This window comes from Leptospira perdikensis (assembly GCF_004769575.1).
Lineage (GTDB): Bacteria > Spirochaetota > Leptospiria > Leptospirales > Leptospiraceae > Leptospira_A > Leptospira_A perdikensis.
The window spans coordinates 202,242-216,179 of sequence record NZ_RQGA01000007.1 but is presented as its reverse complement, the minus strand read 5'-3'; the positions used below and the strand labels follow the sequence as shown (position 1 = coordinate 216,179).

Below are 13,938 nucleotides of genomic sequence, written 5' to 3'. Positions count from 1 at the left end.
ACCCTACACTAAAGCAATTACTGTACCTTGTTTTTGAATTTGGGTGTACTGTCCAATTATTTTGTTTTCAGCAAAATGATTTATTTTTAGGCAAAATCAAACATAAGAAAATGTTCGTTACGAGTACATTCGGCATAATAAACAATCATTTGGATTATTTATTGAACAAGCCTGTATTCCGTCTAAAAAAACCTAGAGTACAAGAAACAAGCGAACTGCAACTTCCATAGGAAGATCGCTTAAATCCCAGCGCTCCCAATCGGAGGCTTCGTAGGCCTCTTTTGTTAGTTTTAAGGCATCTCCGAAATCAGAAGATGGGTCTTCGAGAGAACTCGCAAGAGCCTTTGTTTTTTCGTAAGCAAGTTTGCTTTGGATGTGGAGGGTCTTTCCTGGTAACTCCAAAAAACCCATTTTATCAGAGTTTCTGATCCATACTTTTTCTTCTGTGGATTTTCCGCCCTTTAAGGAAGAGAACAAATAACTCTTTTCGGCAGGTTCAATTTTATATTGGGTTCCTTGTTTCTCACGAATCCAAAAATGATATTGGGCTGCAAATGAAAGATAACCCACAAAAAGCAAAACCAATCCCCAAACCCAGTTGGAATTCCCATTTTCTCGAATTGTGACAACAAAAAGAAATAAACCTAAATTCCCGATACTAAGAAGACTTAGTGAAAAATACCAATTAGCGTTTGTGATGTGGTGATCCCATCGAATGGGGAACTGAGGAGGATTGTTAGTTGTCTGTTGTGTTTGTTCTTTTGGAGAAATCATAGTATCAAATTTTCCCCCTTTGAGCACAACGTTGGGTTCTGATTTTTCATTCGGTAACTTTGGTTTGACGAGAAGCTCTTTGAATGGTTTTCCTGTCCTTGTTTCCACGGGTAAGGGAAAAATGCGGAAGAATTTTCTGAATTCTTTGGAGAGTTTTGTATAACGGCTGAAACTTTCTTTACTATCGTTATACTTTCTAACGGAAACAACGGCTACGGGAAGTAACAATCCTGATATATGGTTTAAGTAAATTGTATCAGAATACAACCTTCCATCTTTTTTTGATTCTGATTCCGATTTAATTTGGTAAGAGATGAATTCTGTAAAAGGAAATTCTATATCAGGTTCTAGTGCAGAATCTCCAAATCGGACCTTTTTTTCATTTTTATCTATAACTAATTTGTAAGAGAATATCTCTTTATCTTGATATGACTTATAACACATAAAACTGAAGGGAAGAAACATCAGTAAGGTAAAAAAGATTCCTATTTTACCTATATGTGTTCGTCTCCAAATCCAAATTCCAGAAAGGGAAAGAGATATCCAAAAAACAATCCCAAAAAGCATCAGATAATCACTGAAGGTTCCTGCTTTTACTAATACAGAATCGGATAAAAAAGTTGTTTCCACGGCTCGAGAAAAATTCTTTGATTTTTCTCATTTGTCAACTATCCTGTGGCGATGAAATTTATATTTTCAGATCTCCGTTTCGGGATCTCCGTTCTTTTTTTTGCAAATCTGATTCCCTTTGGTATTTCTGCAAAAGAGATTCCTGTTTTGGAAAGGCGAGTCACTTGGGAGGTAGGAACCATAACCAATGTTGATGCTGAAATTTGGGAAAAGGTTTTAGAAGAACACGAAGAAAAAACCTCCAACCAAGTTGCCATTCTCGTTATACGTTCGTTAGAAGGTGATATTTTAGAAGAGTATAGTTTGAAAGTTACAGAAGAGTGGAGGCTCGGACAAAAGAATCAAGACAATGGTGTCTTGATACTACTATCCACTGAGGACAGAAAAGTAAGGATCGAAGTGGGATATGGACTGGAAGGGATCCTAACCGATGCCTATTGCAATCGTCTGATCCGAAATACAATGATTCCGTATTTTAAGTCGGGAGAGTATGAAAAAGGGATCACTGCCGGGCTAAACGAAATCCTTTCGACCTTGGATACAGGTATTACACCAGAAGAGCCAAGTTTATGGGAGCAGTTCCGATCCTTTCGAGGAATTGGAGCCAAAGATGGTTGGCATTTGTATTTGATTGGTCTTATCTTCGTTGGGATCATTTTTCTTTTCGCAACTATTTTAGCCTTTCATAAAGAAGATAACAGTATATGGGTATTTTTCTTTTTGCTTATCTTTTTTCAGTGGGTCCCGTCTATTTTTTACGGATTTTATGGTTGGGTGATTTGTAATTTCATTTATATCGTTGGGTTTATATTTGTCCGCCTAACGAGAAATAAAATCTCTTGGGTAAAGGCTTTGTCTGAAAAAATTTCTGGTTCAGTAACTTATTCCTCCGGCAGTTCTTCTGGGGGAGGTTGGAGTTCTTCGGGAGGTTCTTCCGGTGGTGGGTTTAGCGGAGGAGGAGGGAGTTTTGGAGGTGGCGGCTCCAGTGGGAGTTGGTAAATCGGTTTTTAATTTCCCAGAATTAAAACTGTCAAAATCCGGAGTTGTTATTAGATGGTTTTTGTAACTTGAGCAAAACAAACGGAGTATAAGGTTTGTTAAACTTCGTTTTTTATTTAGATTTGATTCCGAGCCAGTCTAATATCCGTTCAGTGGCTTCTTCTTTGGAAAGTTTAGAAAGGTTTAACTTAAAATGAGCGGCTTCTTGGTAGATAGGTAGTCTTTTTTCTAAAATGGAACGGTAGGAGGCCTCTTTGGAAAGGTCAGGTCTCGTAGAATCTCCTTTTACCTTTTCGATGAGTTCATCTATCCCACGTTCCAAATACACAATCCTTCCTAAACTTCGGAGTAAATCCAATTTCCTTTGGCTTGGGACTTCGTTCCCGAATTCGTCCAAATCAAATAAAATGCCACCACCACAATCCAAAATGATCCCATCGGCTCCTTGTAGCTTTTGTAAAATTGAATATTCTAATTCACGAAAAGTTTTCCATCCGTGCTTTTCTACAAATTTAGGAATGGGCACACCACCCGCTTCGTAAACGACAACGGAATCGGTAGAAACAACGGGGAATTCTGTTTGTTTGGATAAGGAACGAGAGACTTTGGATTTGCCAGCCCCTCTTGCTCCAATAAAGATAATGTTCATTGAAAATAATTTCTTTAAAAAATATAACTTAAACGTTTAACAAATCAGCTAGGCCGGCTTGTAAATCAGGGATATGAACAAAATAAGTTTCGATATCTGCTTCTGTAACGCCTGTTTGGTTTAATGCAAATGGTGAAATCGGAACTGATTCCCCACCGATATCAATTCCAATTCCAGAAACCACAATTAGGATACTGGCAATATGGACAACAGAAGTGAGGAGAGGATTACTTTTTGAATTTTCTGGCGTTAAATAATTTGCCACAACGTCAGTTAACTCTTGTGGAAAATTCCAACGTTTTAAAAGATTTTCAGACACTTCCATATGAGTGTATCCGAAATATTTTTTCTCTAACACTGAGAAGGGTTCTTGGTTGTCTTTTAGATCGGTTTTGATTTGCATCATGACAGGACTAAAGAACTGAGCGAGAACAATTTTACCAACACTACAAAGAAGTCCAGACGTGAAGGCAAGATCCTTATCGATTTTGAGTTTTTTGTGTTGTACAATTTTACTAGAAAGTTCGGCTACAAGTAAGGAAGAGGTCCAAAGTTGTGCAGCTTCCAATTGGTAACTGTTTAGGTCTTGAGACAAAATCCCTTTGGCTGCCGTGAGAAGGACAATTTCTTTTACCGTTTTGATTCCGAGAGTCATCAGGGCTTCTTGAACCGTCCGGATTGGTTTGGATGCCCTATAATACGCAGAGTTAGAAAGTTTAATAACGTTTGCAGTGATGGCCGGGTCTTTCGAAATCTCCTGTGCAAGGTCAGCGATATTTACATCTGGTTTTTGGAGTTTTTCCAATACCTTTGATACAACCGACGAAATGGCAGGTAGTTTATTTACGTCTTGTAATACTTCATCAACCTTTGATTTTAGCATAGTCGCCTAACGCACCTTATAAAGGTATTTTTCCATACCAGCTTTTTTTAGCAAAACACGTCCGTCGTCACAGTAAAGACTGATGGTTCTTCCTTCGTTCCCCGCCACATCTTCCACTATGACAGGGATTTTTTTCTCTTCCATAAATTTTTTGACAATTGCTATGTTCTGTTCCCCAATGTTTTGTAAAAACTGGGAATTGATTCCCTTAAACATGGATGCTCCGCCGAACATTCGACAAGAGTATTGGCCAATGTTGGATCCTTGTTGTTTCATCATTTCGATAAGGATGGGTAGGGCAGTTTCCCCGTACTTATGCGGAAACTTGGAAGCGTCCTTGCCCGTTGGATCTTTGGCAAGCATGATGTGGGAAATGGCTCCTACTTTCTGCTCAGGATCATACAAAACGATTCCTATGCACGAACCTAGTGTAGTTCTAAGCACATCCGTATCTTTTCCGACCTTGATGTCGGCAATTCCCACATTGATGATTTTGGATTTTATAGACATTCTACTTGTTTCTAGAGAGTGGAACCGTTACTTAGGTATTATAGATAGTAACCTTTCCTTATGCGTTCAATCAAAAAAACTACTCCCCCAAGAAAATCTACCAAAAAAGGTTTCAAAACAATTGAACCTTATCTCTTCCAAACCATCGGAAAAACGGAAGTCCACATTCTCGGAACGGCCCATGTTTCCAAACAAAGTGTAGATGAAGTCGAAAAAATGATCCGAACACTCAAACCCGATGTCATTTGTGTTGAGTTATGTGAGTCTCGAATGAAGTCGGTAGAAGATCCCGACTACTTAAAAAAGTTAGATATATTCAAAGTATTTAAAGAAAGAAAGATGTGGTTACTTCTATCTAGTCTCATTCTTTCTTCTTTTCAAAAGAAAATCGGAAATAAGGATATCAAACCTGGTGATGAAATGCGTAAAGCAATCACTATGGGTCGAACACTGAAAAAACCAGTGATGGCTGTAGATCGGGAAATCCAAACCACACTAAAAAGGTCTTGGGGGAACGTAGGTTTTTTCTCTAAGATGTATCTTTTCAGTGCTTTACTTGCTTCCCTTCTTGTTCGCGAAGATGTATCGGATGATAAAATCGAAGAAATGAAATCGGATGATATCCTAAAAGATCTCTTTTCTCAAATTCCCAAAAAATATGAATCTGTCAAACATGTGATCATTGATGAAAGAGATGTGTATCTAGCAGAAAAAATTCGCCAGGCTACCGAAGGAAAGTCGACGAAAAAAGTTTTGGCCGTGGTCGGTGCAGGTCATTTGGCAGGGATTGCAAGAAACATCCAAACAAAAAACGACTTGTCTGTGTTAGATGAAGTTCCTAAACGAAAATGGTGGGACAATATCAGTATCATTCTATATCCAACTTTTTTTGCAGGCCTTATCGGTTATACCACTTGGAGCCAAGGTGGAGAAGCTGGTATGGATCTTTTTTCTAAACTTATTTATATCAAAGGTGGTCTTGCGGCTCTCGGGGCTCTCATTGCTTGGGCCCATCCCATTTCTATTTTACTTGCATTCATTACGGCTCCCATTGGAACTTTTGTTCCGATTTTTAAGGCAGGTTGGGTGAGTGCTCTTTCCGAATCGTATTTACGTAAGCCCCTAGTAGAAGATTTCGAACATATTGCGGAAGATTCAGAATCATTTGTTGGTTTTTGGAAAAATCGTGTCCTCCACATCTTTCTCGTTTTTTTTCTTCCACAATTTGGATCTACCATTGGAACTTTCATTGTTGCAGGAAAAGGCTTGAAGAATTTACTTTAGGAAGTAAGATTAGATTCGTCTAATTATTGTAGCAGAAGAATATGAAACGAAAGTTTACCATTGGATTCATTCTAATTTTTCTAACCTACCTGGGATGTAAGTCATCCCTATTTGGGTTTTGTATTTCTGCTGAGAAATTTGTGGACCGGGCTTCTGTTCCACCTTGCCACCAAACTTCCGAATCAAAAGAAAGTTCTGCTGATTCTTGTGAATGCCCTATCACACATGAAGAACTCCAGTCTTCTAGCGGCCCTGATTTTCCCATTTGGAAACAAATCAAACTTACCGCTTGGAATGGATTCACTTTTTTTAAACAACCCCAGGTCCTTTCTGGTCCATCCGTAAAGTGGCTTATTTCCGGGCTTCGTCATTCTCCCTCCTATTTTCCCACACAAACCGTAAGACTTCTGATTTGATATGGTCACACCTCGTTTGAGGTGAAAGGATTTCATTTCCATTTCAATTGATTTTTAAATTTTAACAGAGGTTATACGATATGAATCGCAAGGAATTATTACAAAAAGCAGGAATGGCAGTTGCCGTTTCAGGAATTTTATCTACACTTTCCGCAGAAGACCATGATCATTCTACAATGACAATGCCATCGGCAGGAAAATCTAAGTATTCTAAAGCAATGATGGTAGCCATGCATTGCCAACTTTCTGCTGAGGTTTGCCTCAGTCATTGCCTCACAGAACTTGGAAAAGGGGATAAGTCTCTCGCAGCTTGTGCGGTGAGTACAAGAGAAGTCATTAGTTTATGTGATTCTTTTGTGAAATTAGCTAGCCAGTCTTCCAGTTTCACGAAGAAGTTAGCAAATCTTTGTATTGAGGTTTGTGAAGCTTGTGCAAAGGAATGTGATAAACATGCTAATCATCACACAATCTGTAAAGAGTGTCGAGATAGCTGTCTTGCTTGTATCAAAGAGTTAAAAAAAGTTTAATTCTATAAACTGGATAACTTGAACAACTGTCCGCTGTTTGGTGGGCAGTTGTTTTTCAAATAGTAATTTCTAACGTTTTTTAGCCTTTTTTTTGGCTTTTGGTTTCGAGACAGGTTTTGATTTTTTAGCCGGAGTTGTTTTTTTTGCCCCGGACTTCTTTTTTACGGCCAATTGTTTTTGATTCTTTTTATAAACTGATGGTTCATACTTAGAAAAATCCACTTCAATCTTTTTTGGAACTGCGAACTCAGGGTTTGCTTTCGGTGAAGAATGAATGGCAATACTGTCTTTTGGTGTTCCTAAAAACTCTCTCAGCGTGCGGATGTTCTCGTTCCTTCTAACTAAGTTATAATTACCGGGGATATCGAACCAGAGATCACGGCCTTGGCCAAACTCAGTACTCTCTTGCGGAGGAAATGAAAAATCCTCAATCGCAGAGAGAGGTTGGAACAGAGGAAAGAAAAGTGCATTTTTGTAATTCGTTTTGACCCATTCGGATTCATAACCCCAATACGATTGTCTTGTATTAGTAAATCGATCGGAACCATGAAAAGGAGTCCCAAGAGTGATGAGGCGTTTGACTTTTCGTCTGGCTTCATCAGGCAAAATCAAAACGAGAAGCCCACCGGTGTTATGAGCAATCAAAGTCACTTCGTTAGGTGCCGTCAGGATTTGGTTTGCCAGATGTTGAACCGCTTCTTCCAGAGATAAAGGGTCACGTAAGGTAGAAAGGATTCCTACTTTGAATCCCAAGTTGTCTAAGTTGGATTTGAGTCTAGAATAGTAGGAACGTCCGGCAAGAAAACCAGGAACAATCAATATATTTTTATCTTTATTATTCTCCACAAACAAATGGCTGGGAAGATAAAACGACAATAACGCCCAAAAACGTTCCAGATATTCTATGAATCGAAACATGAATTAAATGATTCTGTCTGACTCAATTCTTGTCTATGAAAATCAATTCCAGCGCCAGAAGAATTCCTGAATTGACCGATTACCGTACTCACATAGGATTGCCTTTTAGAATCGTATGCGTCATAGTTTCTTTCTGATCATTCTTTTAGGCTTTTTTCCTGGGGTTCTTTCCGCCGATCCCGGAAATTATGAAGACGCAGCGAAGCTTTTACCCCAAATTTGGGAAACAAAATACCCCCTTCCTTATGGAAAACTTACGAAAAAGGATCCCTTAAAACAAGGAATCCGGCAAGTGGCTCGTAAAAAGGGTAAGTATTGGATGTACAATTTTGAAGTTTTTATGCCAAAATATGAAAGGAAAGAAACGGTAGCGATTCCAAAGGAAGACGGCCGAAATATCCTCGTATTTTTTTTATGGAATCCTGCGGTATCGGAAGAACCACATAGGATCGAACTTGGGGAACCACACGAAGGGAAATGATATGGAGAAACAGAAGTCGGATCAATTGATTAGAGATACTATGAAGGCCGCAGGTCTTACCGACGCATTCATTGCCGATTTTATTACCAAGGTAGATGCTGTGAGAAACGGCGAAACGGGAATGGTCAATTGGGAAGAAGTTGGAGACTTGGATCCCAAAACGGATGAAATCTCTTTAGAAACCATCCATTCTTCTTACGCTACAGACCTTAGTCTTCTGTCCAAATTGGTGGTGATTAAATTGAACGGAGGTCTTGGAACTAGTATGGGACTCGACAAAGCGAAGTCTTTGATTCCCATCAAAGACTCTATGTCGTTTCTTGCTGTGATGTCTAAACAAATTGAGTTCATTCGTTCAGAGTATGGGGTTGATGTTCCTCTTCTTTTTATGGATTCTTATAATACACAAAAAGATTCCCAAAAAGAATTAGAGAAAAACGGATTTAAACAAACTCTTCGCACTAGTTTTTTACAAAACAAAGTACCTCGATTGGATGCAAAAACCTTTGTCCCCATCCAAAATAAAAATGAAAAAGAAAATTGGTGCCCACCGGGTCATGGTGATATTTACTTCACTATGGTTCAGGAGGGTATTTTGGATGAATTACTCTCTAAGGGATTTGAAATTGCCTTCCTTTCCAATGGAGACAATTTAGGAGCTACGGTTGATCCACATATTGTGAGTTATCTTTTAAAGGAAGACATTCATTTCGCAATGGAGATGACTCCGAAGACTCTTGCCGATAAAAAAGGGGGGGCTATCTACCGAAAAACTCTAAGTGGTAAGTTTATTAAATACGAGTTGTTGGAAACTGCACAAGTTCCGAAAGAACATGAAAATGAATTCAGCGGTCTTGGTAAATTTAGAACTTTTTCCACCAACAATCTTTGGATCAATCTTCGTGCTTTGAAAGAAAGATTCAACCAAGGAAATTTTTCTTTGTCCCTCATTGTAAATCCGAAACAAGTAGATGGCAAACCGGTAATTCAATTGGAAACAGCGATGGGAAGTGCCGTTGGTAATTTTTCTAAATTCAAAGGGATTATCATTCCTAGGGACAGGTTTGCCCCAGTGAAAAAAACGGAAGATTATCTCATTCGTCGTTCTGACGCCTATGTACTCAATTCTGACTTTTCTCTCACTATGACAAAGGAAAGAAAATCGGCAGGACTTGGTGAGATTTTGGTGCTTCTGGATGAAACTCATTATAAAAAAATAGATCAATTTGATTCTTTATTCAAAGAATATCCTTCTCTTCTCTATTGTGAAGAGTTAGTGGTTTCAGGAGAAATTCTATTTGATGTTCCCGTAGCACTTAAAGGGAAAGTGAAATTTCAAAATCTATCAGGTGGATTAAAAACCATTTCTTCTTTAAACAGGAAGGAATTCCAAAACGAAACCATTTCTTTATGAAACAAGTAATCTTTTTTTGCGTTCTGGTACTATTGGTTAATTGTGGATCACCGTTTTCCTTTAGGTCTGCCTGCTACGAACGTAACAAATGTTCTACGATAGAAGGTGAATGTTTTCTTAGAAATGATGCATTTTACAAAATCTCTACGAGTAGTCCAAGTTATAGTGTAGCTGATCTCACAGCCCTTGCGGGAAGTTGTCTCGGTTTAGAAAAGACTTGCCGCAAAAATTGCGAAAGTGGAACTATTTTTTAAGTTCAAGTATTTGTTTCATTTGGGCTAACATACGTTTTACATAGATTTCGTTTAATGAGATTCTCCAATTGATCAGTGCTCCTTCATAGATATTGATTAAGTCACGAGCGAGTTCCATTGGATCTGCGGTTTCTTCTAACGAACCGTTGGATTGCCATCGGGCAATGTACATTGCGAACAAAGATTCCCACCTAAAAACAATAGACTTAAACTCATCACTAAATGGTTGTTCGCCGACAGGAAATTGGCAGGAAAAAATGGCTATCGGGCAACCTTGGTAATAGGATGCGTCTTCATGCATTTGGATGGTAACGGCTTGAGATAATTCGGCGATAAAATCATCAGGTGTATGGGACTCTCGAAGAATTTGGCGGAACCAAATGAGAACGTCAGCTCCATAAGCTTGAATGACGCGAATTCCCAAATCTCGTTTGGATGGGAAGTGATCATAGAAGGAGGCCTTGGCAGTTCCTGATTCTCGGATGAGCTGGTTGATTCCTGTGTGGTAATAGCCCTGTTGGTAGAATCTTTTTTTTGCTATTTCGAGGATGCGGTGTCGAGGAGAGCCTTTCATGGGATTTAAGTATTGTAGGGAGGAGGGGGTTGTGTCAACCATTGCAGACCGTTCTGTCTGTTTTTTGATTTACAGACAGAACGGTCTGCCGGAATCTGTCCCTAACAGGAGCCACCCCATGCCCCATACTACCGAAATCCCCGTCCTTTGGAGCCATATGGATGCCAATGGACATGTCAATAACGGTGTCTACCAATCCTATTTTGATGAAGCAAGGATCCAAGCTTTGGAACAAGAAGGGTTTTCTATCCAGGAAATGAGGGAAAAAAAGGTAGGGCCAGTGATGTTAAAGGCGGAGTTATCTTATCACAAACCTCTCCATCATCCCGACGCGGTTCGCATCGAAACAGGATTTCGGGATATGTCAAAAATAAAGGGGAAGGTTGTACAAAATATGTATCGAATCTCGGATGGAGCCTTGGTTTGCGAGGCTATTTTTTCTGCTCTCTTTTTTGATTTCGAAAGGAACAGGCCTTGGAAACTTCCTGATACCTTCCTCGAGAAGTTTAGAACTGACGAGGAAGTGAAAGTTTAGGAGTTCAGTCTTTCGTTTTTTAGTTTATTCTCGGATAAAGGAAAGCTGGCTTTTCTCAGGAACGAGTGCTTGGTCTTCAAATTCGCCTGATAAGGACTCGTAATTAGGTGATAGTTTGATTTTCCATTTTCCTTTCTCTTCGAGTAAGTCAGAATCCACAATGTTTTTGCCTCGAAAGATTTGATTTTCATTCCACTTCATGATGATGTTTCCCTCAACATCTTCTGCTTCAATGGTCAAACGGACTGGTTTCACTTTGTTTTTCCCATCCCAATACATTGCTGTCCAAGGACCGATAAACTTTTGTATGGCGGACTCTCCAAACGTTTTTACTTTTTTTATATCAACTACCGTGTCAGAGATAACTGATGTGACGGGTTTGGAAAATAAACTTTCTCCCACTCCTTTAGCGGTGGATTGAATGGCAAAAAAATAGAACTGGTTTTTGGTTAGGTTCTGCAATCTAAAATTTGTATCGAAAGTTTCTTTGACAAGACTCCATTCTGGGTCATTTTTTTTACGCATATAGATTTTGTATGAAGTTACTTTGGGAACTGCATTCCAACTAAATAGAAATTCACTAGTTTTTCTATTTTCAGAAACATTAAGTTCTGGGGATTTTAACCCCACTGACCTCCCCGCAACAAGCGATGGAAATCCTATGTCTGGTTCCGAAGGTAAACTAAACAATTCACCTTCAAATTCAGAGGCTACCGCATAGAATGATTCCTTTTCATAGGAATTGTCATCTTTAAACTGCAACTCAGTTGTTTTTGCAACTTCTTTCCATTGTCCATTGGTTTTACGGAAGATATGATAAGCCACGGCACTGGGAGATCCTTCCCACTGTAAAATGGTGGCACCAGCATATAATCCTTTAGATGCTGTTAGGTTTTTGGGTTTTGGTTTTAAAACTTCCGAAGGGTCTAAATGGGCAGATACATAATAACTAGATTCACCGACCAATTGATTTCTTTCAGGAACCACTTGGTAAATTTCACTGTCGCCATTACGGCTGGCTTTTAAATCAACGTACGTTGTCTTTTCAGTTTGTCCTAAAAACCGGTAGATCCTTGCTGTTGGATTCCATTTATAAACTGCATAGGTTGTGGATATTGGCTGTGGATCCCATTCAAGTAAAATCCGATCATTGGTTGAAACCACCGAGGCACGAAGGTTTGTCACTGGTAAAATTCCGGCTGGTTTTGTTGGGTCAACCGCATAACCATCATTTGAGTCAAGTGATGGTTTGGAGAGGTAATTCTCATCGAGACTTGCCACTCGGTAATTGTAAGCAGTGCTTTTTTGGATTCCAAAGTCTTCAAAGAATGCTTGTTTGGAAAGTCCGACAAGTTGGTATTTACTGTCTATCTTACGTTTCCGGTAAACTTCATAACCAATGGCCCTTTTTTCTCTCGACCAACTGATCCGAATGCGATCTGAAAAATCACCACGGGATGCAAACACCTCTTTCGGTGGGAAGAGGTTGTGCTCTCCGTATTCCAAAGATTCTAAAGCATCATTTAGTTTATTTTGTGTTAGGAGTTCATTTTCAGTTTCTGAATCAGCAACATAAACCGACTTAGTGTATTTAGGAAAAGTTTCGTAAGAAACCCATAAATATCCTTGGTCACCCCAAGTGGATCCCCAAGAATTCCAAACCTTGAATGCTTTCTTTTTATCATTATAACCCAAAATAACAAGAGACTGCGCCCCTAAAATTTCACCAGACCCCGATTCAAAAATGGTTTCCGGTTTTGGATCTCTAAAATTTTCATAAACCAAATACCCGATCAGCACTGGTCGTTTTTCAGCTAACGCTAGTTTAATAGATGTTAGATCGTGAGGTTCGATTCGGTAAATTCTTTTTAATCGAGCTTTCCTGCCCGATTCCACGATATTTGCTTTCGGCCTTGTTCTAAAACTAGATGATGATTCGTTCATTTGTTCGAGAGAAACCGAACCTCGACTTTCTGCGAGGACGAGCGCATCCAAAAGGGAAACTGCTTGATCTTTTCCGCTGTTTAGTTGGTTATAAATAAAGTTAGGTGAGAACAATACTTTCTGTCCATTCGCGGAAGTGGGGCCAATAGAAGAAAGATTCCGAATCCCTTTTTTTTTCGCTTCTAAATAAGAAATGAGCCCATACCCAACAGTATACCCAACACTATCTTTGTAGATCCCTTGGTCTGCTGGCAGTGGAAACTCAGATGTAAAATCAAAATTACTGGGAAGGTCAGAACTTGTCATTTCCGAACGGAAAGGTGGAATGGTTTGATAAAGTTCGAAAGGGTCGGGAATGAGGCTTGGTTTTCTGGAAGAGGATTTGGATTCTGTTTTTCCAGTGATGGGTTTGGTTTGGAATCCGTATGTGATCAAAGAAACGATAATAATAATCGTTCCAATCGCAATTCGATGTTTGGTGTTCCGTAACATTTCAGTCCTCTTCTAAATCAAAACTGATAGGAAGTCTATGTGCCATTCGTGTTGGTTTCCCTTTGTCATACCCAGGTGAAAACCGCGCTCTTTGAATGATGCGAATGGCTGCTTCATCAAATCCATATCCCGCTCGACCAGAAACAATTTTAACACCTTGGAGTTGTCCGTGTTCATCTACTTGTACCATCACAACCACTGTCTTTTGGCTGATATTCGCGGCTTTGGCTGCTTCTGGAAAATAGGCTTTTAAGTCAAAATCAATGATAGGTGTAGGAGGACGATCTCCATTGAATGAAAACAAATACCCATCTTTGTCAGTTCCATTCCCAGAGAGTTGGTTTGGGTTCAAATCAGAGTTATCTGGCTTTTCTTCTGCCTCTTTGTTCGATCCTTCCACCCATTCTTGTTTTTCCACAGGCGCTGGGCTTGATGTCCCACCAATGAGCTCTGGAGGAATCTCTTCAAAAGAAACATCCATATCTTCGATGGAAGTTTCTTGAAAGGCCGCATTACTTGGTAATGTAAGTACAAAATAAATCAAATAACAGAATACATGCAATCCCACAGAAGCAAAAAGACTGGCGCGGAAGAGTCCGAACCGTCGGAGTTTGTATTGCAGGTATAAGGTAAATGACTGCATCGTATTTACTT

Annotated in this window: 16 protein-coding genes; 8 read left to right on the top strand and 8 right to left on the bottom strand. The window is 39.4% G+C overall.

The features are described from left to right. Positions 1–192 precede the first annotated feature (192 nt). On the bottom strand, positions 193–1,404 hold the full coding sequence (locus EHQ49_RS08145; protein ID WP_135578229.1) for a hypothetical protein: 1,212 nt from the start codon (positions 1,402–1,404) through the stop codon (positions 193–195). Positions 1,405–1,455: 51 nt separating this feature from the next. On the opposite strand from EHQ49_RS08145, the gene EHQ49_RS08140 reads away from it, so the two are divergent. After that, positions 1,456–2,403: a TPM domain-containing protein gene (locus tag EHQ49_RS08140; RefSeq protein ID WP_244241406.1), complete on the top strand. Its 948-nt coding sequence runs from the start codon at positions 1,456–1,458 to the stop codon at positions 2,401–2,403. A gap of 112 nt (positions 2,404–2,515) precedes the next feature. Here the strand turns inward: EHQ49_RS08140 and EHQ49_RS08135 are convergent, their stop codons facing one another. Genes EHQ49_RS08135 through EHQ49_RS08125 form a run of 3 tightly spaced genes read right to left on the bottom strand, consistent with a single transcriptional unit; the run spans position 2,516 to position 4,445 of the window. Next, a complete protein-coding gene (locus EHQ49_RS08135) occupies positions 2,516–3,052 on the bottom strand; it encodes a shikimate kinase (RefSeq protein WP_135578225.1) in 537 nt (178 codons plus the stop codon). Positions 3,053–3,080: 28 nt separating this feature from the next. Beyond that, positions 3,081–3,935 (bottom strand): HDOD domain-containing protein, encoded by an 855-nt coding sequence (locus EHQ49_RS08130; protein WP_135578223.1) that lies wholly within the window; start codon positions 3,933–3,935, stop codon positions 3,081–3,083. Between the two features lie 6 nt (positions 3,936–3,941). Next, positions 3,942–4,445: a chemotaxis protein CheD gene (locus tag EHQ49_RS08125; protein ID WP_135578221.1), complete on the bottom strand. Its 504-nt coding sequence runs from the start codon at positions 4,443–4,445 to the stop codon at positions 3,942–3,944. Positions 4,446–4,505: 60 nt separating this feature from the next. Here EHQ49_RS08125 and EHQ49_RS08120 point away from each other — a divergent pair, with 60 nt between their 5' ends. From EHQ49_RS08120 to EHQ49_RS08110, 3 genes are all read left to right on the top strand, one after another. Continuing rightward, positions 4,506–5,729, top strand: coding sequence for a TraB/GumN family protein (locus tag EHQ49_RS08120; protein WP_135578219.1), 1,224 nt, complete (start codon positions 4,506–4,508; stop codon positions 5,727–5,729). A gap of 41 nt (positions 5,730–5,770) precedes the next feature. Further along, positions 5,771–6,145, top strand: coding sequence for a hypothetical protein (locus tag EHQ49_RS08115; protein ID WP_135578217.1), 375 nt, complete (start codon positions 5,771–5,773; stop codon positions 6,143–6,145). 80 nt (positions 6,146–6,225) lie between these two features. Next, positions 6,226–6,672, top strand: a complete 447-nt coding sequence (locus EHQ49_RS08110) for a four-helix bundle copper-binding protein (protein WP_135578215.1) — start codon at positions 6,226–6,228, stop codon at positions 6,670–6,672. 69 nt (positions 6,673–6,741) lie between these two features. Here the strand turns inward: EHQ49_RS08110 and EHQ49_RS08105 are convergent, their stop codons facing one another. Then, the gene (locus EHQ49_RS08105; RefSeq protein ID WP_135578213.1) at positions 6,742–7,590 is read right to left on the bottom strand and encodes an esterase/lipase family protein; all 849 of its coding nucleotides are present in this window, start codon (positions 7,588–7,590) and stop codon (positions 6,742–6,744) included. A gap of 115 nt (positions 7,591–7,705) precedes the next feature. Here EHQ49_RS08105 and EHQ49_RS08100 point away from each other — a divergent pair, with 115 nt between their 5' ends. The 3 genes from EHQ49_RS08100 to EHQ49_RS18860 are packed head-to-tail and all read left to right on the top strand — an operon-like array spanning position 7,706 to position 9,739. Next, positions 7,706–8,071: a hypothetical protein gene (locus EHQ49_RS08100; protein ID WP_135578211.1), complete on the top strand. Its 366-nt coding sequence runs from the start codon at positions 7,706–7,708 to the stop codon at positions 8,069–8,071. 1 nt (position 8,072) lies between these two features. Continuing rightward, positions 8,073–9,485, top strand: coding sequence for a UTP--glucose-1-phosphate uridylyltransferase (locus EHQ49_RS08095; RefSeq protein ID WP_135578209.1), 1,413 nt, complete (start codon positions 8,073–8,075; stop codon positions 9,483–9,485). After that, a complete protein-coding gene (locus EHQ49_RS18860) occupies positions 9,482–9,739 on the top strand; it encodes an LA_0364 family Cys-rich lipoprotein (protein ID WP_135578207.1) in 258 nt (85 codons plus the stop codon). Before EHQ49_RS08095 ends, EHQ49_RS18860 begins: the two co-directional genes overlap by 4 nt. On the opposite strand, the gene EHQ49_RS08085 is transcribed toward EHQ49_RS18860, so the two are convergent. Next, entirely contained in the window at positions 9,729–10,313 is a 585-nt protein-coding gene (locus tag EHQ49_RS08085) for a TetR/AcrR family transcriptional regulator (protein ID WP_135578206.1), read from the bottom strand. The genes EHQ49_RS18860 and EHQ49_RS08085 overlap by 11 nt on opposite strands. 118 nt (positions 10,314–10,431) lie before the next feature. On the opposite strand from EHQ49_RS08085, the gene EHQ49_RS08080 reads away from it, so the two are divergent. Then, the gene (locus EHQ49_RS08080; protein WP_135578204.1) at positions 10,432–10,848 is read left to right on the top strand and encodes an acyl-CoA thioesterase; all 417 of its coding nucleotides are present in this window, start codon (positions 10,432–10,434) and stop codon (positions 10,846–10,848) included. Between the two features lie 24 nt (positions 10,849–10,872). Here the strand turns inward: EHQ49_RS08080 and EHQ49_RS08075 are convergent, their stop codons facing one another. Together EHQ49_RS08075 and EHQ49_RS08070 are read right to left on the bottom strand one after the other, a co-directional pair. Then, complete coding sequence (locus EHQ49_RS08075; protein ID WP_135578202.1) at positions 10,873–13,284, bottom strand: fibronectin type III domain-containing protein; 2,412 nt, start codon at positions 13,282–13,284, stop codon at positions 10,873–10,875. A gap of 1 nt (position 13,285) precedes the next feature. Next, positions 13,286–13,927, bottom strand: a complete 642-nt coding sequence (locus EHQ49_RS08070) for an energy transducer TonB (RefSeq protein ID WP_135578200.1) — start codon at positions 13,925–13,927, stop codon at positions 13,286–13,288. Positions 13,928–13,938: the final 11 nt, after the last annotated feature.

What these genes read in the sequence shown, in the direction of transcription:
- EHQ49_RS08115 (WP_135578217.1), top strand. Translation starts at nt 5,771, where the DNA reads ATGAAACGAAAGTTTACCATTGGATTCATTCTAATTTTTCTAACCTAC.
- EHQ49_RS08095 (WP_135578209.1), top strand. Translation starts at nt 8,073, where the DNA reads ATGGAGAAACAGAAGTCGGATCAATTGATTAGAGATACTATGAAGGCC.
- EHQ49_RS08110 (WP_135578215.1), top strand. Translation starts at nt 6,226, where the DNA reads ATGAATCGCAAGGAATTATTACAAAAAGCAGGAATGGCAGTTGCCGTT.
- EHQ49_RS08125 (WP_135578221.1), bottom strand. Translation starts at nt 4,445, where the DNA reads ATGTCTATAAAATCCAAAATCATCAATGTGGGAATTGCCGACATCAAG.
- EHQ49_RS18860 (WP_135578207.1), top strand. Translation starts at nt 9,482, where the DNA reads ATGAAACAAGTAATCTTTTTTTGCGTTCTGGTACTATTGGTTAATTGT.
- EHQ49_RS08075 (WP_135578202.1), bottom strand. Translation starts at nt 13,284, where the DNA reads ATGTTACGGAACACCAAACATCGAATTGCGATTGGAACGATTATTATT.
- EHQ49_RS08140 (WP_244241406.1), top strand. Translation starts at nt 1,456, where the DNA reads ATGAAATTTATATTTTCAGATCTCCGTTTCGGGATCTCCGTTCTTTTT.
- EHQ49_RS08130 (WP_135578223.1), bottom strand. Translation starts at nt 3,935, where the DNA reads ATGCTAAAATCAAAGGTTGATGAAGTATTACAAGACGTAAATAAACTA.
- EHQ49_RS08105 (WP_135578213.1), bottom strand. Translation starts at nt 7,590, where the DNA reads ATGTTTCGATTCATAGAATATCTGGAACGTTTTTGGGCGTTATTGTCG.
- EHQ49_RS08120 (WP_135578219.1), top strand. Translation starts at nt 4,506, where the DNA reads ATGCGTTCAATCAAAAAAACTACTCCCCCAAGAAAATCTACCAAAAAA.
- EHQ49_RS08100 (WP_135578211.1), top strand. Translation starts at nt 7,706, where the DNA reads ATGCGTCATAGTTTCTTTCTGATCATTCTTTTAGGCTTTTTTCCTGGG.
- EHQ49_RS08080 (WP_135578204.1), top strand. Translation starts at nt 10,432, where the DNA reads ATGCCCCATACTACCGAAATCCCCGTCCTTTGGAGCCATATGGATGCC.
- EHQ49_RS08135 (WP_135578225.1), bottom strand. Translation starts at nt 3,052, where the DNA reads ATGAACATTATCTTTATTGGAGCAAGAGGGGCTGGCAAATCCAAAGTC.
- EHQ49_RS08085 (WP_135578206.1), bottom strand. Translation starts at nt 10,313, where the DNA reads ATGAAAGGCTCTCCTCGACACCGCATCCTCGAAATAGCAAAAAAAAGA.
- EHQ49_RS08070 (WP_135578200.1), bottom strand. Translation starts at nt 13,927, where the DNA reads ATGCAGTCATTTACCTTATACCTGCAATACAAACTCCGACGGTTCGGA.